The following is a 24,815-nucleotide window of genomic DNA, read 5'->3' as shown; positions in this document are numbered from 1 at the left end:
TAATTGACTGCGCTTCTAAGAACTGCCGCCCTTATCAAAGATAACGCTGCGCTAATAAATCCAAGGTACAAATTTATGCACGCTTCGCGCATAATCAGCATATTCAGGATGACGTTCAGTCAACCAAGCTTCTTCTTTACGCGCTTTGTAATCAAAAAAGATAAAGCCAATTATTAAAATCATCAAATGCGGCAGACTCAAGCTATACAGCGTCCAACCTAGCGCCGCTAAAAGCTGACTACTATAGAGCGGATGACGCACCCACGCATAGACGCCATGTTTGACTAATTGGCTATGATCGACTGGATAGGGTAAGGGCGTGAGATAATCGCGGATGTGCAACATCCCGAATGCACCGAATGCGATTGAAACCAACCCTAGCGCACCAAGCGCCGCCCAACGCACTGGCTCTAACGCCGCGAGTACAGCAGGCGTTGCCAATGGATTCCAGTTTGGCGCAATAATAAAAGCAAAGAACAACACGAATTGCAGCGCAACCAAATATTCGCCGCGATGTCCTTTAAACGCTTGTAACAATGACATACAAAACACTCCAATACTTGACCCGTTTGGGTCGATTGATATCAAATGATCCGCCTATAGACACCTAATTTTCTGGAGCGTTCGCGTGCTCAAAATCATTTCATTTAATATCAACGGCGTTCGCGCCCGTCCGCATCAAATCGAAGCACTTAAAGTCGAGCATGATCCCGATATTCTTGCCCTGCAAGAATCCAAAGTCGCCGATGAACAATTTCCGCTTGATTGGGCGCACGGGCTAGGCTATGACGCACAGATTCACGGTCAAAAAGGTCATTATGGAGTGGCGCTTCTGAGTAAATGCGCACCGCATCAGGTCATTAAAGGCTTACCAAATGATGCCGCCGATGCGCAACGCCGGTTAATTCTCGGACAGTATCGGTTAGCCGATGGTAATGACATCACGGTTATTAACGGCTATTTTCCGCAGGGTGAAGGCCGTGATCATCCGCTTAAATTCCCCGCCAAGCAGCGGTTTTATACTGAGTTGCTCGATTATTTGCGCACCGCATTTAATCCAAATCAAAACCTCGTGCTGCTCGGTGATCTGAACGTTGCACCGCTTGATTTAGATATTGGCATCGGCGCAGACAATGCAAAACGCTGGCTACGCAGTGGTAAATGCGCGTTTTTGCCCGAAGAACGCGCATGGTTTCAGGCACTGCTCGACTGGGGGCTAATCGATGCCTACCGCGCTCAATATCCCGAAACAGCTGACCGCTTTAGTTGGTTCGATTATCGCTCGCGTGGATTTGAGCGCGAACCTAAACACGGGCTGCGCATCGATCATATGTTGATTTCAGCGCCATTGCGCGAACGGCTACTCGATATCGGCATTGATTATGCAATTCGGGCGCTCGATAAACCTTCTGACCATTGTCCGGTATGGATCAATTTTGATCTTCCGGCACTTATAACGGCTTGACGCAATCAACAAAATAGCTCACCTCACCCGCTATATCATCTTTAACGAGACCATGAATATCGGTCTCAAAGCCAGGAAAGCGCGTATTAAATTCACGGGCAAATTGTAAATAGCGCACAATAGTTGCATTAAACCGTTCGCCAGGAATAAGCAGTGGAATCCCAGGCGGGTAAGGTGTCAGCAGCACGCTTGTTACCCGTCCCTCCAGATCATCAATTTTAACCCGTTCAATTTCACGGTGCGCCATTTTAGCAAAAGCAACGGCTGGCTTCATTGCTGGCACGATATCGGATAAATACATATCCGTTGTTAAGCGTGCTACATCATTTGCTTTATAAATACCGTGAATTTCATCGCATAAATCACGCAGACCAATCTTTTCATAACGCGGATGCGCTTGGATAAATTCAGGCAGTACGCGCCATAACGGTTGATTGCGGTCATAATCGTGTTTGAACTGCTGAAGTTCCGTGACCATGGTATTCCAACGGCCTTTGGTGATACCGATGGTAAACATGATAAAGAATGAATACAGACCAGTTTTTTCGACCACAATGCCATGCTCGGCGAGATATTTAGTAACAATCGCCGCTGGAATACCAGATGCCGAAAATTCGCCATCTACATTTAACCCGGGCGTAATCACTGTCGCCTTAATTGGGTCAAGCATATTAAAGCCGGGCGCGAGATCGCCAAAGCCATGCCAATGATCGTCAGCGTGTAAAATCCAATCATCGCGCTCGCCGATACCCTCTTCAGCCAAATAATCCGGCCCCCATACTTTAAACCACCAGTCTTCGCCAAATTCGGCGTCAACCTTGCGCATTGCACGTCGAAAATCGAGTGCTTCTAAAATCGATTCATGGACTAATGCAGTTCCGCCGGGTGGCTCCATCATCGCAGCCGCGACATCACACGAGGCAATAATGGCATATTGCGGACTGGTTGAAGAGTGCATGAGATAGGCTTCAATAAAACTATCTCGATCTAGCGTGCGCTTATCTGATTCTTGCACTAATATTTGTGAGGCTTGCGATAAACCAGCAAGTAATTTATGCGTTGATTGGGTCGCAAAGACCATTGATTCATGACAACGCGGGCGATCTTTGCCAATTGCGTGCATTCCAGTATAAAAATCGTGAAATGAAGCGTGCGGCAACCAAGCTTCATCAAACAGAAGCGTATGAATTTCGCCGTCAAGTAACGATTTAATTGTATCAACATTGTATAGCACCCCATCATAGGTGCTTTGGGTAATCGTCAAGACACGCGGTTTACTTTGATTACCAGTTGCGAAGGGATTAGCGGCGATTTTGCGCTGGATATTTTCCGGCTTAAATTCATCTAGTGGAATTGGGCCGATAATTCCATAATGATTCCGAGTTGGCATCAAGAATACCGGAATGGCACCGGTCATAATAATTGCGTGCAGAATCGATTTGTGACAATTACGATCTACGACAACAATATCATCCGGCGCAACCGTTGAATGCCAGACGATTTTATTTGAGGTTGAAGTGCCATTTGTGACAAAAAACAGATGGTCGCAATTAAAAATGCGTGCCGCATTGCGCTCTGAAGCGGCTACCGGGCCAGAATGATCGAGCAATTGTCCCAATTCATCAACCGCATTGCAGACATCGGCGCGTAACATATTTTCGCCGAAGAATTGATGAAACATTTGCCCGACAGGACTTTTGAGAAACGCCACGCCGCCCGAATGTCCCGGACAGTGCCAAGAATAGGAGCTATCAGACGCATAATGCGTAAGTGCGCGAAAAAACGGCGGCGCAAGACTATCAAGATATACCCGCGCTTCGCGTACAACATAGCGGGCAATAAATTCCGGTGTATCCTCAAACATGTGAATAAAGCCATGTAGCTCTTTGAGGACATCATTTGGAATATGGCGCGAGGTGCGCGTCTCGCCATAGAGAAAAATCGGAATATCTTCATTGCGTAGCCGCACTTCTTTTACAAATGCTCGCAAGGTTGCAAGTGCTTCAAAGGCTTCTTCAGGTGAGCCACTGCCAAATTCTTCGTCGTCAATTGAGAGAATAAAGCAGGATGCACGGCTTTGCTGTTGGGCGAATGAGGTTAAATCGCCATAACTGGTGACACCAAGCACCTCTAATCCTTCACTCTCAATTGCTTTGGCGAGCGCACGAATGCCAAGACCACTCGCGTTTTCGGAGCGGAAGTCTTCGTCAATAATGACGACTGGAAAACGGAAACGCATCGTGCGCTCTCCTCATGTTGAGAAAATAGCTTTTTTTAAATTTGAACCGCAAAGGCGCAAAGCACACAAAGATTTTTTGTTTTTTCTGAATAATGAAGCGGGCGCTGTTAATCAGAAAGCGCGTTTTTTACACAAAAAATTAAAAATACTTTGGGTGCTTTGCGCCTTTGTGGTTCAAAAAATAAATCCAGCCCCACGCTTCAGCGTGAGAGCCGGAAAGTTGGTCGCTGCATGCTGATTAACGCGGTTTGGGCGCAACAGCGATCATTGGGTTTGCTGCCGAAACCGTCACGGTTGCAGTCGATTCAGCTAATTCAATAGCTAGATCACGCACTGTGCCATTAAATGATGCGGCACTGCCTGGTTCAATTTCTTTCACCTCAGTTGGTAAACCAATGCGGTCGAGAATCGCAATAAACGGCTCGGGATCTAATTCCTCGACATTGACCATTGTGCGTGAGTCCCAAGTACCATCAGCAATCAGCATTGCAGCAGCAACCGGCGGCACGCCAGCGGTATAGCTGATACCCTGTGATTCAACTTCTTCGTAGGCGGCTTTATGATCGGAAACCTGATAAATAAATACTTCACGCGGTTTCCCGTCTTTCATACCCTTGACGAAATTACCGATGCAGGTATTGCCAGTATAATTCGGCGCAAGCGTCATAGGATCAGGCAGCAATGCTTTAACAACTTTGAGTGGCACAACTTCCTGACCATCACTTAATTTAACCGGCAAGTGATTGAGGAATCCCAGTGTGCGCAGAACGGTAAAGACATTGATGTAGTGATCACCAAAACCCATCCAGAAACGAATGCTATCTGCATCGATATTTTTCGACAGTGAGTGCAATTCGTCATGACCATTGAGATAAACCGGACAGGGGCCAGTAACTGGAAAATCCCAAACGCGCTTGACGGAATGCGTTGGGTATTCTTTCCACTGACGGTCAATCCAAGTCCAGACCTTAATAAATTCGCGGAAATTGATCTCGGGATCAAAGTTAGTCGCAAAATATTTACCGTGACTGCCAGCATTAACATCGAGAATATCAATCGTCTCGATTTTGTCAAAGTAGCGTTTGACCGCGAGTGCGCAATAGGCATTCACAACGCCCGGATCAAAACCCGCGCCGAGAATTGCTGTTATACCTTTTTCAGCGCACCGATCTTTACGCTTCCATTCGTAGTTTGCATACCAAGGTGGCGTTTCGCAGACTTTATCTGGATCTTCGTGAATTGCGGTGTCGATATAGGCAACACCAGCTTCAATGCAGGCTTCCAGAATCGACATATTCAAAAAAGCCTGACCGAGATTAATCACAATCTCAGAGTTGGTTTCTTGAATCAGCTTGACTGTCGCTGGAATATCAAGCGCGTTGATTTGGCGCGAATAGAGCTGTTTTGATGAATCTTTGAGATGCCCTTTGCGCTGGATGCTGGCGATGATGTCATCGCATTTCGATTGCGTGCGTGAGGCAATGCAAATATCGCCTAGCACATCATTATTCATGGCTGCTTTATGCGCAGCGACATGCGCGACGCCACCCGCGCCAATAATAAGCACATTTTTCTTCATGGGTTTTCCTTTAAGATTTACTCAGGACAGACTGCGTTTAAAATCATTATAGCCAAAGGTGCGCACGCACTCCAATCGACCATCAAGCCGCCGCACAACAATTGCTGGCATGGCGACGCCATTAAACCAATTGACCTTAACCATCGTATACCCACCGGCATCCGCAATGCGTACTTCATCACCGATTTGCAGCGGCGCGGCAAGCTGGAAATCGCCGAATACATCGCCAGCTAAACAGGTGCGACCGGCAATCATCATGCGATGTTCGCCAGAGGCTGGATGATTCAAACGCGGTGTCGTCCGATAAATCAGATGGTCGAGCATATGCGCTTCGAGCGAGGCGTCAATAATGGCAATATCAATTTCGTTGTGTACAACATCAAGCACCGAAGTGACTAATTCTGTGCTCTGCGTGATAGCCGCTTCGCCCGGCTCTAAATAAATTTGAATGGCGAATGCTTGGCTAAACTCACGCAATAGATCACAAAATGTATTGAGCGGATAACCCGTCTGGGTAAATGATAACCCGCCGCCAAGACTGATCCAGTCCATGCGATGTAATAATTCACCATACTCGCGCCTAATTGTTGCTAATGCAGCGCGGATATTTTCGACATCTGGATTTTCGCAATTGAAATGGAACATTAAGCCTTTGAGCATGGGTGCGACTTCGGCGAGCGCCGCACGGTCGCTGACACCGAGCCGCGAATAGCGTCGCGCCGGATCGGCAAGATCAAAATTAGAATAACTGATTCCTGGATTAACGCGCAGACCGATATTTAAGCCGGTCACATCTGCTTGAAAGTGTTGAAATTGCGAAATTGAATTAAAAATCAGCTTGTCGGCAAATTCCCGTACCGCTAATATATCAGCGCGTGAAAAACCAACACTATAAGCATGAGTTTCGCCACCAAATTCTTCATAACCGAGCTGCGCTTCATAGAGCGAACTGCTGGTGGTGCCATCTAAATACTGACGCATCAGCTCGAATACGCACCAAGTCGAGAAGCATTTGAGTGCCAATACGGATTTAGCGCCCGACTGCTCGCGCACGCGCTGGATAATTTCCAGATTATGCTTGAGCCGCGATTCGTCGATCAAATAATAGGGTGTAGCAAATTCGGTCACAGCAACAGCACTCATAATTTAACAATGGATAGAAGCCGGATGGGGATGTAGGCGGGCGTGGCGGGGAATTGTAGCGCACCAGCTACTCTAATGATGCGCTATGACGTTTTGATGACCGATCAGCCGCGTCGCTGGCAGCTAACGCGGCGACAGGCCGTGACGTGTTGCAATAAATTAGAGGCCGACGAGTTCCGCCGAAACGCCAGCCGCCTTGACACAGGCCAACAGCGCGGCGCTGGTGGTGAGATCGGGCCGATAAGCAATCAGCGTCAAATGTGGGCGCTCGTCATGATTGGCGACGCTCACCACGCCCTCGATTTGGCGCAGTGACGCCTCGACTTGAGCGCGTTGCTCGGCGGATAAATTTTGATCGATATGAACCAGCACATCAGCTAATGAAGCGTTCATCTCGACTTCTCCGTTATGTGAATAATTTGGAATCGTGGCTGGCCAGCGACCCGCCGCCACGTCGGACACTTTTAGTATAGGCGCTTGTCGGCCAGACGTGGTGCGCTATTTCTCTTACGTCGCGTGTTGTTAGCACTCCCCTTGACAGAGTGCCAAGCATGTCCTATATTTTTTCATGTCAGCAATTGCCCATCTGGGGATTGCTCGACTGGTGGTTCATACGAACGCCATAGGTTAATTCATATTGCTCAATCTGGAGGATATGTCATGTCTACGCTTGACTTCTCACCGCTATTCCGTTCAATGATTGGCTTTGATCGTCTGGCTAATGCGCTGGAAACAGCCTATCGCACTGAGTCGGGTGGTTATCCGCCCTATAATGTCGAATTAATCGACGACAATCGTTATCGCATCACGCTCGCCGTAGCTGGTTTTACCGAAGCGGACTTGAGCATTGAAGCGAAAGAAAATCTGCTCACTGTGACCGGCCAGCGTCAAGTCGCTGAGAGTGAGGGGAATTTCCTCTATCGCGGAATTGCGAATCGCGCTTTTGAGCGTCGCTTCCAATTAGCCGATTATGTGAAGGTCGAAGAAGCGCATTTAGAAAATGGCTTGCTGCATATTGATTTGGTGCGCGAAGTGCCCGAAGCAATGAAACCACGGCGCATTGAAATTCGCGCTGCCGCTGCTGCACCAGCAATTGAACATGCGGCAGTTAAAGCAGCAGCCTAATATGCGGTTGGCGCATGATGCGTTAAGCGAGTGAGCGCATTCAGCGCATCATGCGTTCTTGCGTCAAATCGGCCGAGGCCTTGCTCCTCGGCCTTTTTTGTGTGTGCAGCAGTCTTGTATTCGTTGCGATCCTGCCCGATTTATCGGGATTCAACTCGCCGAATGCTGCACTCACCTCACTATGAATACCGCAACCCCTACTCTATTGCGTGTCCTGTATGATGGTGGCTGTCCACTCTGCCGCCCTGAAATCGCGCATTATCAACGCCTACATCCACGCCAGCCAATTCAATGGATCGATATTGCCGCCGATCCAAGACCGACGCTTCCGTTTAATCTGACTATTGAGCAAGTGATGCAGCGGTTTCATGTGCTCGATGACGAACACGTTTTGACAGGAGCAGCGGCCTTTGTAAGACTGTGGTTAGCCTTGCCGGGCTGGTGGCGCTTGGCGCGATTGGTGCAGCAATTACGACTTGTTGGCCTGCTCGAACACGGCTATGTCTGGTTTGCGCGGCGGCGCTGGCGTCAGCGTTGCCGCGAGGGTGTTTGCCAGATGGGGCCGCGTCGCTAGACACTTTCTGTGCTTAAACAGCAACTGTTATCGATTTTTTGCCGAAAGCATTTTAGACTGGTCAGCGTGATTGAATACACCATAACGGAGCCGGTTCCTTGAATTTTTCCACACTATTGCGAACCAAAGTCATCAACGCTGGCCATGCCGCCCCAACCAGTGAACTACGCCGGATGCTCGGCCCGTTAGACCTCACATTACTTGGAATTGGGGCAATTATCGGCGCTGGAATCTTCGTATTAACCGGAGTCGCCGCCGCAACCCAAGCCGGGCCAGCAATTATTCTATCGTATTTAATTGCAGGTACAGCCTGTGCTTTTAGTGCATTGGCGTATGCGGAATTAGCTGCATCAGTGGGCGGATGTGGGAGCGCCTATGGCTACAGCTATGCCGGATTAGGCGAAATTGTTGCTTGGATTATCGGCTGGGATTTAATTCTCGAATATGGTGTTGCAACCTCAGCGGTTGCGATTGGCTGGTCAGGGTATGTCAATAATGCCCTAACCGCAATCGGGCTATCATTACCAACGCCATTAACGCACGGGCCACTCGAAGGCGGCATCATTAATTTACCAGCGGCACTGATTGTTTTGCTATTGGCTGGATTATTAAGCCTTGGGGTACGTGAAAGCGCACGCTTTAATGCGATTATGGTGGTTGTAAAGCTGATTGCGATTACGATTTTTATTGTCGTCGCAGCCTCGCATGTTCAACCAGCAAATTGGAGTCCTTTCATGCCGTTTGGCTGGAGTGGCGTCATGGGTGGTGCGGCACTGATCTTTTTTGCTTATGTTGGATTTGATGCCGTCTCGACAGCGGCTGAAGAGGCGCGTCATCCGCAACGTGATTTACCGATTGGGATTTTAGTTTCGTTAGCAGTCTGTACGGTTATTTATATTTTAGTTGCCGGATTACTCACAGCCGTTGTTGCTTATCCGAGTCTGAATGTTGGTTCACCTGTAGCGGATGTTATGCTGCGGCTGGGTTATCCCTGGGCGGCGGGGCTGGTAGCAGCAGGTGCGATTGCTGGATTAACGACCGTGATGCTGGTGCTGTATTACGGTTTGACGCGGGTATTTTTGGCCATGTCACGCGATGGCTTATTGCCGCCAGTGTTTGCGCGGGTTAATTCGCGCACCGGTACGCCAATTCGGATTATTGCCGCCAGTGGGCTATTGATGGCAGCAGTTGCCGGTCTAACACCAATTGGTGAGGTCGCCGAATTAGTCAATATCGGCACGCTTGCGGCCTTTTTTCTAGTCTGTGTTGGGGTTATTATTTTACGTGCAAAACATCCTGATTTACCCCGCCCGTTCAAAACGCCTTGGTCGCCACTGATTCCGTTGCTTGGGGCACTGGCGTGTCTGTATTTGATGTTGAATTTGCCGCTTGTAACTTGGCTGCGATTTGGGTTGTGGTTGGCGTTGGGCTTTGTGATTTATTTTGCGTATTCGCGGCAGCATAGTGCTTTGAATGCAGTGGAGAAGTAGCGCGATTGCTCTGCCGTTTTTCTATTGAATGTATATGACCGCCGTATTCACAACCCCAGATGCCCATTGGATGCACTACGCCCTAGCGCTGGCGCAGCGAGCGGCTGAGGCGGGCGAAGTTCCAGTCGGCGCCGTGTTGGTGCGGGATGATACGGTGCTTGGCGAGGGCTGGAATCGACCCATCGCCGAACACGATCCGAGCGCCCATGCCGAGATTCAAGCACTACGCGCCGCCGGGCAGCGTGTCGGTAATTATCGTCTGCCCGGCTCGATACTCTATGTCACGCTCGAACCCTGCGTGATGTGCGCCGGAGCTATCGTGCAGGCACGAGTCGCGCAGGTGATCTATGGCGCACCAGATCCGAAAGCCGGTGCCTGTGGCAGTGTCTTTGATTTGTTGCCATCGGATGGGCGCTTTAACCACCGCACAGAGGTGCGCGGCGGTCTGCTCGCTGAGGTATGCGGGGATGTGCTCAGAGCATTTTTTCGGGCGCGGCGCGGGCGTTCGTCAATGACTTAAACAGTCAAACACGCGCCGCGCAGCAATAATTAGCGCCGCTGCGTGCGATAGCTCGCTTGATACCAGCGCATCATTTCTAAACGTTTCGGCACATCACGACTGAATAGCGTGAAATAGGTTTCAGCAAAATGCCGATCTGCACCTAAAATATGCGCCAATAGCCAATCACGAATAATCCCCTGACTGGCTTCATCAAAAATTGTTAGCCCGTCTTCACGCCATTCACGCACAAGTGTTGTAAATTCAGCCATTAGCACGGCGTGTTCGCTTTGATGTTCGCCAATGTTGGCATAATCAAATGACCGCATAAATGCTTCTTCGCGCTGAAAATGTTCGCGCATTGATTCGCCTAATTGCGTCAGTGCATCGAGCAATGCATTAGCATCGCCCGCACGTCCAGATGATGCTTCGGGGCAAAAACGCAGGCAAATACTGCCGAGCTGCTCAATCAGGTCGCGGTGATCCTGATCAAGCGTTTCAATGTCTAATGACCATTCGTCATGCCAAGTGAGTAATTTCGTCATAAATCCTCCGGTTATACGAACTCTAGCTGGTTCGCTTGGGTCGTTATTTCGATTCGCAAGACCGCGTGGTATTAAATCGAACGCGGTTTGAAAGGCAAGATTCGCACGGTGCTGGCAGGCGATTGTTGCGTTGCCTGTTGGTGTTTGACGTGATTGAGAACCGGGCCGATTTCAGACAGCAAACGCGCCTGTACGGCTTGCAGACCTGAGAAATAGTAGACCATCTCGCAAGAAACGGGGTCGCAGAGCGAATCGCGTCCGATAAACGGTCGCCACGCCAGCCGAATTAACCGGCCACCCTCGCCGTCGTGATAGGCATAACCGCCGAGTGCATCGACGAAAATGATCTCTTCAGCGTCGATCACGGCGAGATATTGCATCGAACGAATCGGCACAAAAACACTTGCGCCGTCGGCATGGTGCAGCAACTGACGAATCGTGTTGTACAGCGCGGCCGGCAACGTGCGCTGTTCGCGGGCGTGTTCGGTGGTGGGACGAAAAAAGGTTTCCCGCACGACATAGCTGGACATGGCTGCGCGACCTCGGGCGCTCCGATGGGCGGAGCGAATGGTGTCGGAAATCGGAAAAAGACGACGCGCTGAATTGAATCAGTCGGTATCGTCGAGTTCAGGATTCCAGCCGTTGGCGCGGGCGTGGGTGACGGCAGCGGTGTAAATGCGGGCATGGCGTTCGCGCAGGTCGGGCGGCAGGCGGGAGACCAGATGGCCGTAGGGTTCCCAAGCGGCGGTTACTTTGTCATAAAGGGCGTCGATGCCCTGAATCGTCCAGCCTTCGCAGGTTTCTGTTTCGGGGAGGATCCCGAATACCCACGCATCGCGGATGATGTTGGCGGTTGGGGTCATGGGCTGTGCTTGGTTCTGTATGCCCTCATACACTTTTTGCTTCATGGCGCGTGCTCGTTTGCGTGTCGGTTCGGCGTTGAAAATTGGGCGTGTATAGCGATCACGGGTTGCCGCTGCGCTGGTCATAGCACGCTGAGTATGGGCGCTTTGGGGGCAAAATCCAAACGGAGACTAACGGGATAAACACGCAAGGCGAAACGGTGATGACGCTGATGCGGTAGGGTGCGCCGGTCGGCGGGCGGCGCTATCGCGGGTATGGTATGGATGATCCGTTAGACCGGCTCAACGCGCCACGGCAACGCACCGATATGACGCAGGTCAATTAAACACAGCGATTCGCCCGATCCAAACTGCGCAACTGACTGGCCAGCAGCGCCACAGTTGGCATTGATACCCCCTGTCGCGTCGCTTCGCGTAACGGACGCCGATAGAGATAGTCGATCTCCAGTTCGCGCTTGGCCAAAAAATCCAGCCGCATACTGGGCGCATAGGGGGCCATGCGTTCAGTCGTTGCTAACAGCTTGGGGATGAAATCGGCCTCAAAGGGCACGCCACAGGCCGCTGCGCCCGCCGCCACTTCGTGCATTAGTTGCTCGGCCAGCGCCCGCGCTTCGGGATCGGCCATCAGCATATCGGTATTTTGATTGAGCAACACCGACAGACCGTTAAAGGGAATATTCCACGCCAATTTGCGCCAGCGTGCCGCCAACAGCGACGGCTGAACATCGGTCTCGATCTGCGCAGCGGCGAACGCTGCTTGCAGTCGCGGCAACCAAGCAACGCCCTGCGCATCCTGTGCCGCCAGACTGATCCGGCCATAATCCAGATGCGCGATATGTCCCGGCCCGATCTTGTTTGAGCAGAGAAAACACAATCCAGCAATCACGACCGCTTGCGGAAAGTGTTCAGCTAATTCCTGCTCTAATGTCAGGCCATTTTGCCAATTCAGAATCACCGTCCCGGTGTCCACGAGTGGCGCGAGCAACGCCGGTAAGTGTGCGTTCTGGGTGGTTTTGAGCGCAATGCAGACGACATCACTGCGTGGAATCGGATCGGACGCGGCATAGACCTCAACCGGATGATGCAGTTGATCGCCGAGCGGTGAATCAACGCGCAATCCGTGTTCACGGATCCAGTCAACATCGCGATGCGCAATAAAACGCACGGTCGCGCCGCTTTTCAGCAGGCGGGAACCATAAAAACCACCGAGTGCGCCGGTGCCAAAAATGGTGAAGCTGAGGGGCGTCGATGCGGATGCGGACATGATGATGACGGCTAGGTGAGCGGATGATGGTAACCAGTTTAGCAGCGCATTCTGCCCAATCATGCACCCAAAACTGCATCGAATCATCGCTGTAACCAACCTTTGTTATGATGCGCGTCTTGTTTTCCCGCTGGATTTCGCTCATGCCTGAAGCCGTTATACAGGCTGCCGCCGCACAAAAAACTCGCACCGTCGCAGCCATCGATCTGGGTTCCAATAGTTTTCACATGGTCGTTGCCCGCATCGCTGATGGTCATGTCCAGATCACGGATCGTCTCAAGGAAATGGTGCGCTTGGGCGAAGGTCTGACCGACGCGCACCAGATCGCGCCCGACGTCGCTGATCGGGCGCTGGCCTGTCTGGAACGCTTCGGGCAGCGGCTACGCGGCTTTGCGCCCGAAGATGTCCGCGCTGTGGGGACGAATACCTTGCGCCAGCTCGATCCGCGTGCCGATTTTTTGCCCCGCGCTGAATTGGCGCTCGGGCACAGCATCGACGTGATTACCGGACGCGAGGAAGCGCGGCTGATTTATCTCGGCGTGGCCTATGGGCTGGCGGCTGGCAGTGAACGGCGGTTGGTGGTGGACATCGGCGGCGGCAGTACCGAAATGATCGTTGGACGGGCATTTGTGCCGCGTCTGCGCGAGAGCTTGCACATGGGTTGTGTGAGCATGACGTGTCGGCATTTTGCCGATGGGCGCATCACCGCAAAAGCGATGCAGCGGGCCGAATTGTCCGGTGCGCTCGAAGTGCGACCGGTGCGCGAGCTGTTTCGGCGGGCACGCTGGGAACGGGCGGTCGGCAGTTCGGGCACCATCCGTGCGATTGCGGCGGTCATTCAGGCCGAGGGCTGGTGCGAAGATGGCATTTCTGCTGCATCGCTGGCGCAGTTGCGCGAGGTGTTGATCGCGGCGGGGAAAGTCTCGGCGCTGAATCTGAAGGGGCTGAGTGACGAACGCCGACCGGTGTTCGCCGGTGGGGTGGCGGTACTGCGTTCGGTGTTCGATTCGCTTGGTATCGCCCACATGCAGGTCTCAGATTACGCGCTTCGTGAAGGCGTGCTCTACGAGATGATGGGCCGTCATCAACAGGGCGATGTGCGTGAACGTACAGTCGTCACGCTGTGTCGGCAATTCCAGATCGATCAAGAACATGGGCGACGGGTTGCGGCAACCGCGCTGCATCTCTATCGCCAGGTGCGCGAAGCCTGGTCGCTCGATGATCTGGATGCACCGCTGATGCTCGGTTGGGCGGCGCGGCTGCATGAAATCGGCGTCATGGTCGCGCACAGTCAGTATCAAAAGCATGGCGCGTATTTACTGCGTCATGCGGATTTGCCCGGATTTACCCGCCAAGAACAAGCGGTGCTGGCGGCGCTGGTGCTTGGGCATCGGCGCAAATTTCCGGTATCGGAGTTCGCTACCCTACCGCAAACCGTGCAACATGCCGCGCAACGGCTGTGCGTCATGCTCCGGCTGGCGGTGCTGTTACATCGTGGACGTTCGGTTGATAGCAAACCAAATCCGACTCTACAGGTCGCCGGCGAGCAGCTTATTTTGAGCTTTCCAGATACGTGGCTCCCAAGTCATCCGCTGACCCAGTTGGAGCTAGAGCAAGAAGCCGAACGCTTGGCTGCCGCTGGACTGGTGTTGCAATTTGGTTGAGGCCACCGCAGGCTTAAGATTTCACACTAGATTCGGATTCAGGTTTTCATCCATGCAAAATTTTACCTTTCATAACCCAACGCGCATCCTCTTTGGTCAGGGCTGTATCGCCAATATCGCCCCCGAGATTCCCGCTGGAGCGCGGGTGCTCATCACCTACGGCGGCGGGAGCGTGGTCAACACCGGCACGCTGGCTGAAGTGCGTCAGGCGCTGGCTGGTTTAACGCTGTTTGAGTTCGGCGGCATTGAGCCGAATCCAACCTATGAGACGTTGATGCGGGCTGTCACCCTCGCCCGTGATGAGCGCATCGACTTTTTATTAGCAGTCGGCGGCGGCTCGGTCATCGACGGCACCAAATTCATCGCCGCTGCTGTGCCCTTTGTCGGTGAACCCTGGGATATTCTCGCCCGCCATGCGCCCGTCACAGCCGCGCTGCCGTTGGGATCGGTGCTGACGCTACCGGCAACCGCTTCGGAGATGAACGCCGGCGCGGTCATCACCCGTCACGCAACGCAGGACAAGCTGTTTTTCGTCAGTCCGCTGGTGTTTCCGCGTTTTTCGGCGCTCGATCCCACCAAAAGCTACACCCTGCCGCCGCGTCAGGTGGCTAACGGGATTGTGGATGCCTTTGTGCATATCGCCGAGCAATATCTGACTTATCCAGTGGACGCGAAAGTGCAAGATCGCTTTGCCGAAGGCTTATTGCTGACGCTCATCGAGGACGGGCCGCGGGCGCTGGCCGAACCCGAAAACTACGCGGTACGGGCGAATCTGATGTGGACGGCGACGCTGGCGCTCAATGGCTTAATCGGCGCGGGCGTGCCGCAAGACTGGTCAACGCACATGCTCGGCCATGAGATCACCGCGCTACACGGATTGGATCATGCGCAAACGCTCGCCATCGTGCTCCCGGCGATGCTGCAAGTGCGGCGGCTCGCCAAGCGCGACAAGCTGCTGCAATACGCGGAACGGGTTTGGGGACTGACAGACGGTGACGCCGAAGCGCGGATTGATGCGGCCATTGCCCACACGCGGGCATTTTTTGAGTCGCTACAGGTGCCGACGCGCCTGTCAAGTTACGGCATTGGCCCCGAGGCCATCGCCCCGCTGGTCGCGCATCTGGAACGGCATGGGATGACCGCGCTCGGCGAGCGTCAAGATGTCGGATTGGCGTGTGCGCGTCAGGTGTACGAACAGGCGCTGTGACCGACCTAATCTAATGATAATCAGCGCCGAGCCACTAGCGCGGCGCTGAGATCATCACCCGTTCAACTATTCACCGCCACGCGCTGCAATATAGGCTAACGCCTGATCGATGCGGCGCACGGTGGCGTCCTTACCGACAAGCATCAGCGTTTCTTCAATCCCCGGCGAAGCGGCCCGCCCAACAATCGCCACCCGCAACGGTTGCGCGACCTTACCTAAATTCAACTGCAATTCATCCGCGACACTGGCTACAACGTGTTTCAATTGCTCCGGCGTCCAATCAGCAAACGCCATTAAATCAAAGGCCGCTCGCAAGCGTTCTAATGGTTCGCGTGCCACCAACCGCAAATGCTTTTTCGCCGAACTTTCATCAAATTCAGCAAAATCACGATAACAAAACGCACTGATTTCTGCTAATTCGACCAACGTCTTAGCGCGTGCTGCCTGCGCTTTGACCACTGAAGCCAGCTCCGGCCCAGTGGACGGATCAATATCAAGCCGTCCGAAATGCGGACTCAGCAACCGCGCTACCCGCGCTGGATCGGCTTGTTGCAAATAATGCTGATTAAGCCAATCAAGCTTGCTCAGATTAAAACTCGATGCGGCTTTATTCACATCCGTGATGTCAAATAACTCGATCAATTCATCAAGAGAAAAAATTTCCTGATCGCCATGTGACCAACCGAGACGCACTAAATAATTCAACAAGGCTTCGGGCAAATAGCCCATATCACGATAGGATACAACACTGACCGCGCCATGTCGTTTCGATAAACGTGACCCATCATCACCGAGAATCATCGGCACATGCGCATACTGTGGCGGCTCAAATCCCAGCGCACGCAAAATATTGATCTGACGCGGGGTATTATTGATATGATCGTCGCCCCGAATCACATGGGTAATGCGCATATCCGCATCATCGACCACCACACTCAGATTATAAGTTGGGCTGCCATCCGTGCGACGAATAATTAAATCATCCAGCTCATCGTTGGCAAACGGCATTCGCCCGCGAATTAAATCATCAACGATTACCACGCCATCGGTCGGATTTTTAAAGCGGATGACATGCGGTTCGTTTGGATCAATCTGTTTATGACGGCAGCAACCGTCATAACGCGGTTTTTGCTTACGCGCCATTTGATCAACGCGCAGTTTTTCGAGTCGTTCTTTAGAACAATTGCAGCGATAAGCCAGCCCGTTATCGAGCAATTCGTCGATCACTTGGTTGTAGCGTGCAAAGTGGTGCGTCTGGTAAAACGGCCCTTCGTCATAGTCCAACCCCAGCCACGTCATGCCTTCCAAGATGGCGTTGACGGACTCAGCGGTCGAGCGTTCTAAGTCGGTATCCTCAATGCGTAGCACGAACTGACCGCCGTGCTTGCGGGCGTAGAGATAGCAAAACAGCGCGGTACGTGCGCCGCCAACATGGAGATAGCCGGTCGGGGAGGGAGCAAAGCGCGTGCGAACGGTCATGGTAGGTGCGTATAGCTCAGGTCAAGTAAAAAGCGGAATTTTACGGCGCTTGAGGATTTGAAGTAAAGTAGAATTTTAGTATAATCAATGATTTAAACGCGCTCATATCGAGCCATCATCACCCGCAGCGGAGTATTCACTACATGATTAAACTGACCACTAATCACGGCGCAATCTTGATTGAACTCGACACGGAACAAGCGCCAAAAACCTGCGCTAATTTTGAAAGTTATGTTCAAGCTGGTCATTATGATGGGACGCTGTTTCATCGTGTCATTGATGGTTTTATGATTCAAGGCGGCGGCATGAATCCTGATTTCAGCCAAAAACCAACCCGCGCTCCGATTGAAAATGAAGCGAAAAATGGGTTGAAAAATAAAACCGGCACGATTGCAATGGCGCGAACGGCTGATCCGCATTCGGCAACGGCGCAATTTTTTATTAACGTTTCGGATAATGATTTTCTCGATTATCCGGGGCAAGATGGCTGGGGATATTGCGTATTCGGGCGTGTTGTCGAAGGGATGGAAACCGTTGAGGCGATTAAAGGTGTGAGCACGGGTCGCCGCGCCGGACATCAAGATGTTCCAAAAGAAGATGTCATCATCGAAAAAGCCGAGATGGTGTAAATCTGAGCCTATAAACCGCTATCTTGCCCAGTTAATACAATCACGTATTGATTATGATGCGTTCTGTATTTGCTGCGTATTCGGAGCGGTCTCAATACAGGATGGTATGTTCCAGCAATGGGTATCGCCATCCTGTATCGCTGGCGACTAGTGGCTGTAAGCTAAAAGCTAAAAGCTAAAAGCTGGAACCCCACCTTGACAACCCGCAAGCGATTCAGGACGATGACTGGCCGTGTGATTCCACTGTTCCGCCCTGATTCCATGTCGCGTAAGCTTTTCATTCAAACCTACGGTTGTCAGATGAACGAGTACGACTCGGCGCGTCTGGCTGAGGCATTGCGGGTCGAGTCCGGTCTGGAACTGACCGACCAGCCCGAAACGGCGGATGTGCTGCTGCTCAATACCTGCTCGATCCGTGAAAAAGCACAAGAAAAGGTCTTTTCACAGCTCGGACGCTGGAAGCCCTGGAAACAAGCGCGGCCGGATTTGGTGATCGGTGTCGGCGGCTGTGTGGCCAGTCAGGAAGGCGAGGCGATTCGCACCCGCGCACCCTATGTTGACCTAGTATTCGGCCCGCAAACCCTGCATCGCCTGCCGCAGATGCTCACAGAGCTGGCAGCGAGTCGCCGTCCACAGGTCGATGTCTCCTTCCCCGAGATCGAAAAATTCGACTGCCTGCCCGCGCCGCGTGCTGAGGGGCCGAGCGCCTGTGTTTCGGTGATGGAAGGCTGCTCCAAATATTGCACTTATTGTGTCGTGCCCTACACTCGCGGTGAAGAAATCAGCCGCCCCTTTGATGATGTCATTGCCGAAGTCGCCGATCTTGCCGATCAAGGCGTGCGCGAAATCAATCTTCTTGGCCAAAATGTCAATGCCTATCGTGGATTGATGGCCGATGGAACAACGGCGCGGCTATCGCTATTGATTCGCTATGTAGCTGCGGTCACTGGTATCGAGCGTATTCGCTTTACTACCAGCCATCCGGTTGAATTTAGCGATGATTTAATTGAAACCTTTGCCGAAGTACCTGAATTAGCGAGCTTTGTACATTTACCTGTGCAATCCGGCTCAGATCGCATTTTAGCTGCCATGAAACGCGGTCATACGGCGCTCGATTATTGCGCCAAAATTGACCGATTACGCGCTGCTCGCCCTGATATCTGCATTTCATCTGATTTTATTGTCGGCTTTCCAAATGAAACCGATGCAGATTTTGCCGCAACCTTAGATCTTATCGAGCAGGTTGGCTTTGACCATAGCTTCAGCTTTATTTATAGCCGTCGCCCTGACACACCTGCTGCGAATTATCCCGACGCGATACCGCTTGCTATTAAAAAAGCGCGTTTAGAACAATTACAACAACGCATTGATGCCAATGCCCAACGCATCAGTCACGACATGATCGGCGCTGTACAGCGCGTGCTGGTCGAAGGCGCTTCGCGCAAAGATCCGGCACAACTTGCCGGACGAACTGAAAATAATCGCGTCGTTAATTTCGATGGCCCAGCTGAATACATCGGTCAATTCGTTGATTTAACGATTACCGAATCCCTCCCCAATTCATTGCGTGGGCGACTGGCCCACTAATAACCGCTTGAGCATTCAACTCCAATCCATCGACTTCGCGCTCCGGCCCGAAGACAATACGCGACTGGCTAATTTATGCGGCCAGTTTGATCAACATCTCCGCCAACTCGAACGCCGACTCGGTATCGAAATCAATAATCGCGGCGCAAGCTTTCGGCTCATTGGCGAGCGCGATGCAGTGCAACTCGGCGAGCAAGTGCTACACGCGCTCTATGCCGAGACTGCCGAGGCGGTTTTAACACCGGAGAGCATTCATTTATTGCTGCAAGAATCTGGCGTTGCAATGCAATTGGAGCAGGTTAGCGAACGGCTGCCGGATGTTGTCATTCAAACCAAGCGCGGTCTAATTCGCGCTCGCGGCCCAAATCAACAGGATTATTTGCACGCCATTCTTAAACATGACATCAATTTTGGTGTCGGCCCAGCGGGTACCGGCAAAACCTATTTAGCGGTTGCCTGCGCAGTTGAGGCGCTAGAATCGGAGCGCGTGCGCCGCTTGCTATTAGTGCGTCCAGCGGTCGAAGCCGGTGAGCGATTGGGTTTTTTGCCTGGTGATTTAGCGCAAAAAATCGACCCGTATTTACGTCCGCTCTATGATGCGCTGTTTGAGATGTTTGGCTTTGAAAAAGTCAATAAACTGATTGAACGTAATGTGATTGAAGTAGCCCCGCTGGCATTTATGCGCGGACGCACGCTCAATCACTCGTTTATTATTCTCGACGAAGCGCAAAATACCACACCCGAACAGATGAAAATGTTTTTAACCCGCATCGGTTTTGGCTCGACTGCGGTGATTACGGGTGATGTCACACAGGTCGATTTACCACGCGGTCAACCCTCTGGTTTACGTCAAGCCATTGATATTTTGAAAGACGTACCTGGCATTAGCTTCACTTTTTTTAATGCCCGCGATGTTGTGCGTCATGCGTTGGTACAACGGATTGTCAATGCTTATGATGCGTTTGAAAATCAGCCAGAGTAATTGCTAGGATGATTGTACCAATGATTGAATTGGAGCTTGATTTACAGGTCGCCACTGATCAGGCCGATCATCCCTTGCCGCCGCAATTCGAGCGTTGGATACAGGCAGCACTGGCACAGATTGAACCACCATTTGCACGCAATCGCGCTGAATTAACCATTCGGCTAGTTGATCCTGATGAAAGTCAGGCGCTCAATTTGCAGTATCGTGGCCGCGATTACCCAACGAATGTCTTGTCTTTCCCATTTGAATTACCGCCTGGCATCAATGCCGATGATCCTATTCATGATTTACTCGGCGATCTAGTTATTTGTACCGAAGTTGTGCGCCGTGAGGCACTTGAACAAGGTAAAACACTGGAAGCGCATTGGGCGCATATGGTTGTACATGGCGTGCTGCATTTACTGAATTACGATCACATCACTGATTCAGACGCGGCAGTCATGGAAACACTCGAAACGACAATTCTGAGCGGGTTAGGATTTGCTCCGCCCTATGATGACCCGCTTTATCTGGAGGATTAAAAACAGCTTATGACTAGTGATCGATCTAGCGAGGGTTCGCGATCACGCAACTGGCTTGAACGTTTAGGCCAACTGCTCGGTGGTGAACCACAGGATAGAGAACAGCTTATTGAGCTGTTAAAAGATGCGCAACAACGCCAATTGCTGGATACCGATGCGCTCAATATGATTGAGGGCGTACTTCAGGTCGCTGATTTGCGGGTGCGCGATATTATGGTGCCACGCGCCGAAATGGTCGTGCTGCGCCGTGATGATCCGCTAGATAAAATTCTTCAGCTTGCAGTTAAATCCGCACATTCGCGTTTTCCGGTCACGGGTGATGATAAAGGCGAAGTCGTCGGAATTTTATTGGCCAAAGATTTACTATCATTCTGCGTTGAAACGAGTCGCTCGGCGTTCAATATCCGCGATTTATTACGCTCGGCGCTCTTTGTACCTGAAAGCAAACGCCTGAATGTATTGCTTAAAGAATTTCGTGCCAGCCGCAATCATATGGCTATTGTCGTTGATGAATACGGCAATGCTTCAGGATTAGTCACGATTGAAGACGTGCTTGAACAAATTGTCGGGGAAATCGACGATGAGCACGATTATGATGAAGGTTCGGGAATTTTCCGGCGCGGCGATAATGATTTCAGCGCCAAAGCCCGCACCAGCATCGAAGAATTTAATGCCTATTTCGGCAGTAATTTTTCAGATACTGAATTTGAGACGATTGGCGGATTAGTCGTCAATGCATTTGGACATTTACCCAAGCGTGGCGAAGCGATAGATATTGAGCGTTTTCGCTTTACCGTGATGCGTGCTGATAGTCGGCGCGTGCATTTGCTCAATATCGAATCACTCGAACCACCAGATCAAGCGCCGTTTAATCATCTGAGTGATAGCAACGTATGACCTCAGTCAGACTGAGTATCTTCATGCTGCTGTTGCTATTCGGCCCGCCGCTGTCGGCAACCGATATTCGCTTCAGTTGTAGTCTCTGGGGATGCCAAGCGTTTCAGGAACGGGCCAAAATCTGGGCGCATGAGCACGGACATCGTTTGATTTCCTATGAAGTTGGGCGGATGGCGGATAATCTGCTTGGTTTTTATCGGCAATTTTTAAGTGCGCAGAGTCAAGATTTCGATATTTTGCTGATTGATACCATCTGGCCCGGCGTATTAGGTCAGCATCTGGTCGATTTGCGGCCTTATTTATCATCATCGACTATCGAACAGCATTTCAAGCCAATTATTGATAACCTAACCGATGAATCTGGACATCTCGTCGGTCTGCCATTATTTACCGATGCTGGGTTGCTGTATTATCGCAAAGATCTACTCGATAAATATGGCTTTGCTCCACCTGAAACCTGGGCCGAATTAGAGCATATTGCACGGGTGATTGTAGAGCGCGAAGCCGATCCGCAACTCGTTGGTTTTTTGTGGCAGGGTAGTGGTTACGAGGGTTTAACCTGCAATGCGCTGGAATGGATTGATTCATACCGAGGCGGAACAATTATTGATGCTACGGGCGAAATCACGATCAATAATCCACAGGCGCGGCGAGCGTTAGCAATGGCACGCGATTGGATCGGTACAATTTCGCCACGCACAGTATTAACTTATAGCGAAATTGAAACGACGCAGGATTTTGTTGCAGGTCATGCGATTTTTATGCGCAACTGGATGGAATATTGGAAAGATGTCGAAGCACCCGACTCAGCAGTCAAAGGGCGGGTTGGTATGGTACCACTACCTAAAGGAGGTGCTGACGGCAAACATTCCGGCACACTAGGCGATATGAGTTTAGCCGTCTCGCGTTATTCCGAGCACATTCCCGAAGCCGTGCAACTGATTGTTTACTTAACCGATCAACAGGCGCAACATCAATACGCTACCGATTATTCTTTTAGTCCAACGATTATGGATTTGTATGCGGTACTCAGCGCAATACCGGAGCGGTCATTTATGTTTGCGTTCAAGGATGTTTTGCTCAATGGCGTCGCCCGTCCTGCTACAGTCACCGGCATAGCCTATCCTAAAGTATCGAAAAAATTCTACACCACTGTACACGCAATTCTTTCCGGCGAGGTGGCAATTGATGCCGCTCTCAATACGCTAGAGGCTGATTTACGTCTGATTCATCACCGCGCAAACTGGTGAGTCGTTTATGTCGCTGCACACGCTGTCGTTCTTGTCGCCGCGCTCGCTAAATTTTCGGCTAATTGCCAGCTTTTTTAGCATTCTACTGTTAATTTTTTCTATCGGCAATGTCATTACTATTCAGCTCGCTCGCGAACAACTCTATCAGCAACGTGATGCGCAAATTGCCGCGCAACGTGAGACCTTCCGCATCGAAATTGAACAAGCCGAACAGCATTTAATTGCTGATCTTCAGGCGCAACTCGCGATTATTACGAAAGCGGTACGTGGGCCATTACAAAACCATGTCAGTGTTGTGCGTGATGTCGGTGAATCAGCTGAAGCACAGATTGTCCGGCAATTTGCGGACTGTCTGCGCAATACTGAAACATCGCGTATTTATTCATGCTTAAAGGTACATGCACATCATTTTTCGCTTGATTCTATTGATTTAACGAACCATTTAATGATTAAAACCTCAATCGAGCTGCTGCTATCGCGTGAAGAATTAGTGGCGGTAGAAGTGCTGGATTGGGAGGATCAGTTATTTGCTGGCTATGCGCTGGATCGTGATGGGATATTGCATCCACTGCGCCAACGTTTTGCCAGTCAGCGGCAGATATTACGTCGTTTAGAACAACCGGTCGTTGAGGATGATTATCTTGGGCGAGTTATTTTCCACTATCATACTGAAACTATTGATGCTCAATCGCGCCGGGCGGAAGAATCTATCGCTCAATTTATCGAGTATAGCGACCGCAGTGCAGTGACAGCCACGCACCAAATCACTCAGACACGCTTAATTGAAGGCGTCATCTTTTTTGTGCTGTCATTGCTGGCAATTTCAATCATTACGCTTGTGACTATTATCAGGCCGCTCACGCAATTGACACGCCATGCTGAATATATTGCTCAAGGTGATTGGCATGTTATTCAAGCCTGTGATGCCTCCGTGCAACGTCGTGATGAACTTGGTATTTTGATCCGCACATTTAATTTAATGCTAGAGACGATCCGCACTACACATCAAGAATTGAAAAATGCTAATACATGCTTAGAGCAAAAAGTCAAAGAACGTACCCGCGAACTAGAAGAAAAGAATCAGCAGCTTGAGCGGCTTTCATCAACTGACGGTTTGACGCAAATCAGTAATCGCGTCAAGCTCGACGAACAATTCCGTGAGCAACTCCAGCTTGCACAACGCTATGATGCAGTATTTTCAATTTTACTGTGCGATGTCGATTTTTTTAAGCGAATTAATGACACCTACGGACATCAATCAGGCGATCTGGTACTGATTGAAATGGCGCAATTATTACAGCAGGAGATGCGTCAAACCGATCATGTTGGCCGATGGGGTGGCGAAGAATTTCTTGTTATTCTGCCCGAAACTTCATTAACCGATGCTTTAGCATTAGCCGAACGACTACGTTGCACGATTGCAAACCACACTTTTCCGGGTGGCCCAACTTCTGTGACCATTAGTGCCGGACTGAGTAGCTATCAAATTGGCGACACGCAAGAGACAATGGTTGAGCGTGCTGACCAAGCACTATATCGCGCCAAATCAGAAGGACGTAATCGGGTTTTAGCTTATAGTTAATTGCTTAAGTCTCTATAAGAATCCAGGGAATAAATTGCTCAATCCAAGATTGAGCAAAACTTAATTTATAGCTAAGATTTCGCCATGATTTTGCAATAATGTCTCTAAGATCTTCTAAAGACCGAACAAAACTAGCTGTTCCGCTGTGGATCTAAATAACTCGGAAGTATGGCTTTTGAAATTATCCAGAATCAAAATTATAGATTTATAATTTTTGTTTGCCTTTTT

Annotated in this window: 25 protein-coding genes; 15 read left to right on the top strand and 10 right to left on the bottom strand. The window is 50.9% G+C overall.

Translation table 11 applies throughout. The features are described 5' to 3' along the window. Positions 1 to 51: 51 nt before the first annotated feature. Positions 52 to 543, bottom strand: coding sequence for a methyltransferase family protein (locus BLW10_RS07890; protein WP_091333694.1), 492 nt, complete (start codon positions 541 to 543; stop codon positions 52 to 54). 139 nt (positions 544 to 682) lie between these two features. Between BLW10_RS07890 and xthA the strand changes: the two genes are divergently transcribed. Beyond that, positions 683 to 1,465, top strand: coding sequence for an exodeoxyribonuclease III (gene xthA, locus BLW10_RS07885; RefSeq protein ID WP_425425897.1), 783 nt, complete (start codon positions 683 to 685; stop codon positions 1,463 to 1,465). Here the strand turns inward: xthA and BLW10_RS07880 are convergent. Further along, on the bottom strand, positions 1,452 to 3,704 hold the full coding sequence (locus BLW10_RS07880) for an arginine/lysine/ornithine decarboxylase (RefSeq protein WP_091333690.1): 2,253 nt from the start codon (positions 3,702 to 3,704) through the stop codon (positions 1,452 to 1,454). The genes xthA and BLW10_RS07880 overlap by 14 nt on opposite strands. Position 3,705: 1 nt before the next feature. On the opposite strand from BLW10_RS07880, the gene BLW10_RS07875 reads away from it, so the two are divergent. After that, positions 3,706 to 3,942, top strand: coding sequence for a hypothetical protein (locus BLW10_RS07875; protein ID WP_091333688.1), 237 nt, complete (start codon positions 3,706 to 3,708; stop codon positions 3,940 to 3,942). Here the strand turns inward: BLW10_RS07875 and BLW10_RS07870 are convergent, their stop codons facing one another. The 3 genes from BLW10_RS07870 to BLW10_RS07860 all read right to left on the bottom strand — a co-directional run bounded on the left by BLW10_RS07870 (position 3,943) and on the right by BLW10_RS07860 (position 6,819). Beyond that, positions 3,943 to 5,283 carry a saccharopine dehydrogenase family protein gene (locus BLW10_RS07870; RefSeq protein WP_091333686.1) on the bottom strand — a complete coding sequence of 447 codons (1,341 nt, stop codon included), beginning with the start codon at positions 5,281 to 5,283 and terminating at the stop codon, positions 3,943 to 3,945. Positions 5,284 to 5,304: 21 nt separating this feature from the next. Further along, positions 5,305 to 6,426: a carboxynorspermidine decarboxylase gene (nspC, locus tag BLW10_RS07865; protein WP_177169018.1), complete on the bottom strand. Its 1,122-nt coding sequence runs from the start codon at positions 6,424 to 6,426 to the stop codon at positions 5,305 to 5,307. A 159-nt stretch (positions 6,427 to 6,585) separates the two neighbouring features. Then, positions 6,586 to 6,819 carry an ATP-binding protein gene (locus BLW10_RS07860; RefSeq protein ID WP_143117033.1) on the bottom strand — a complete coding sequence of 78 codons (234 nt, stop codon included), beginning with the start codon at positions 6,817 to 6,819 and terminating at the stop codon, positions 6,586 to 6,588. Positions 6,820 to 7,086: 267 nt separating this feature from the next. Between BLW10_RS07860 and BLW10_RS07855 the strand changes: the two genes are divergently transcribed. From BLW10_RS07855 to tadA, 4 genes are all read left to right on the top strand, one after another. Further along, the gene (locus BLW10_RS07855) at positions 7,087 to 7,551 is read left to right on the top strand and encodes an Hsp20 family protein (RefSeq protein ID WP_091333682.1); all 465 of its coding nucleotides are present in this window, start codon (positions 7,087 to 7,089) and stop codon (positions 7,549 to 7,551) included. Between the two features lie 181 nt (positions 7,552 to 7,732). Continuing rightward, positions 7,733 to 8,125 carry a thiol-disulfide oxidoreductase DCC family protein gene (locus BLW10_RS07850; RefSeq protein WP_091333680.1) on the top strand — a complete coding sequence of 131 codons (393 nt, stop codon included), beginning with the start codon at positions 7,733 to 7,735 and terminating at the stop codon, positions 8,123 to 8,125. Positions 8,126 to 8,223: 98 nt separating this feature from the next. Continuing rightward, complete coding sequence (locus tag BLW10_RS07845; protein WP_091333678.1) at positions 8,224 to 9,615, top strand: APC family permease; 1,392 nt, start codon at positions 8,224 to 8,226, stop codon at positions 9,613 to 9,615. A gap of 34 nt (positions 9,616 to 9,649) precedes the next feature. Next, a complete protein-coding gene (gene tadA / locus BLW10_RS07840; RefSeq protein ID WP_091333736.1) occupies positions 9,650 to 10,135 on the top strand; it encodes a tRNA adenosine(34) deaminase TadA in 486 nt (161 codons plus the stop codon). Positions 10,136 to 10,164: 29 nt separating this feature from the next. On the opposite strand, the gene BLW10_RS07835 is transcribed toward tadA, so the two are convergent. The 4 genes from BLW10_RS07835 to BLW10_RS07820 all read right to left on the bottom strand — a co-directional run bounded on the left by BLW10_RS07835 (position 10,165) and on the right by BLW10_RS07820 (position 12,786). Then, positions 10,165 to 10,659, bottom strand: coding sequence for a bacteriohemerythrin (locus BLW10_RS07835; protein ID WP_091333676.1), 495 nt, complete (start codon positions 10,657 to 10,659; stop codon positions 10,165 to 10,167). A gap of 71 nt (positions 10,660 to 10,730) precedes the next feature. Continuing rightward, the gene (locus BLW10_RS07830) at positions 10,731 to 11,189 is read right to left on the bottom strand and encodes a hypothetical protein (protein WP_091333674.1); all 459 of its coding nucleotides are present in this window, start codon (positions 11,187 to 11,189) and stop codon (positions 10,731 to 10,733) included. A 78-nt stretch (positions 11,190 to 11,267) separates the two neighbouring features. Further along, positions 11,268 to 11,567 (bottom strand): hypothetical protein, encoded by a 300-nt coding sequence (locus tag BLW10_RS07825; RefSeq protein WP_091333735.1) that lies wholly within the window; start codon positions 11,565 to 11,567, stop codon positions 11,268 to 11,270. Positions 11,568 to 11,844: 277 nt separating this feature from the next. Further along, positions 11,845 to 12,786 (bottom strand): 2-dehydropantoate 2-reductase, encoded by a 942-nt coding sequence (locus BLW10_RS07820; RefSeq protein ID WP_091333733.1) that lies wholly within the window; start codon positions 12,784 to 12,786, stop codon positions 11,845 to 11,847. 143 nt (positions 12,787 to 12,929) lie between these two features. Here BLW10_RS07820 and BLW10_RS07815 point away from each other — a divergent pair, with 143 nt between their 5' ends. Beyond that, complete coding sequence (locus BLW10_RS07815; RefSeq protein ID WP_091333732.1) at positions 12,930 to 14,450, top strand: Ppx/GppA phosphatase family protein; 1,521 nt, start codon at positions 12,930 to 12,932, stop codon at positions 14,448 to 14,450. 52 nt (positions 14,451 to 14,502) lie between these two features. Beyond that, on the top strand, positions 14,503 to 15,657 hold the full coding sequence (locus BLW10_RS07810) for an iron-containing alcohol dehydrogenase (protein WP_091333673.1): 1,155 nt from the start codon (positions 14,503 to 14,505) through the stop codon (positions 15,655 to 15,657). 66 nt (positions 15,658 to 15,723) lie between these two features. Here BLW10_RS07810 and gltX read toward each other — a convergent pair whose 3' ends face one another. Next, positions 15,724 to 17,136, bottom strand: coding sequence for a glutamate--tRNA ligase (gltX, locus tag BLW10_RS07805; RefSeq protein WP_091333671.1), 1,413 nt, complete (start codon positions 17,134 to 17,136; stop codon positions 15,724 to 15,726). A 143-nt stretch (positions 17,137 to 17,279) separates the two neighbouring features. Between gltX and BLW10_RS07800 the strand changes: the two genes are divergently transcribed. The 7 genes from BLW10_RS07800 (at position 17,280) to BLW10_RS07770 (ending at position 24,587) form a co-directional block, all read left to right on the top strand. Further along, positions 17,280 to 17,765, top strand: coding sequence for a peptidylprolyl isomerase (locus tag BLW10_RS07800; protein WP_091333670.1), 486 nt, complete (start codon positions 17,280 to 17,282; stop codon positions 17,763 to 17,765). 261 nt (positions 17,766 to 18,026) lie between these two features. After that, entirely contained in the window at positions 18,027 to 19,352 is a 1,326-nt protein-coding gene (miaB, locus tag BLW10_RS07795) for a tRNA (N6-isopentenyl adenosine(37)-C2)-methylthiotransferase MiaB (protein ID WP_091333669.1), read from the top strand. Further along, positions 19,333 to 20,334 carry a PhoH family protein gene (locus BLW10_RS07790; protein WP_425425895.1) on the top strand — a complete coding sequence of 334 codons (1,002 nt, stop codon included), beginning with the start codon at positions 19,333 to 19,335 and terminating at the stop codon, positions 20,332 to 20,334. Before miaB ends, BLW10_RS07790 begins: the two co-directional genes overlap by 20 nt. 20 nt (positions 20,335 to 20,354) lie before the next feature. Then, complete coding sequence (ybeY, locus tag BLW10_RS07785) at positions 20,355 to 20,858, top strand: rRNA maturation RNase YbeY (protein ID WP_091333668.1); 504 nt, start codon at positions 20,355 to 20,357, stop codon at positions 20,856 to 20,858. A gap of 9 nt (positions 20,859 to 20,867) precedes the next feature. Then, positions 20,868 to 21,755 carry a CorC family transporter gene (locus tag BLW10_RS07780; RefSeq protein ID WP_091333667.1) on the top strand — a complete coding sequence of 296 codons (888 nt, stop codon included), beginning with the start codon at positions 20,868 to 20,870 and terminating at the stop codon, positions 21,753 to 21,755. Next, a complete protein-coding gene (locus BLW10_RS07775) occupies positions 21,752 to 23,005 on the top strand; it encodes an ABC transporter substrate-binding protein (protein ID WP_091333666.1) in 1,254 nt (417 codons plus the stop codon). Before BLW10_RS07780 ends, BLW10_RS07775 begins: the two co-directional genes overlap by 4 nt. A gap of 7 nt (positions 23,006 to 23,012) precedes the next feature. Next, complete coding sequence (locus BLW10_RS07770; RefSeq protein WP_091333665.1) at positions 23,013 to 24,587, top strand: GGDEF domain-containing protein; 1,575 nt, start codon at positions 23,013 to 23,015, stop codon at positions 24,585 to 24,587. Positions 24,588 to 24,815: the final 228 nt, after the last annotated feature.

Source organism: Allochromatium warmingii (assembly GCF_900107145.1).
In the GTDB taxonomy this organism is placed as follows: Bacteria; Pseudomonadota; Gammaproteobacteria; order Chromatiales; family Chromatiaceae; genus Thermochromatium; species Thermochromatium warmingii.
The sequence above is the reverse complement of the archived record's forward strand: the minus strand, read 5'-3'. Positions and strand labels throughout refer to the sequence as shown.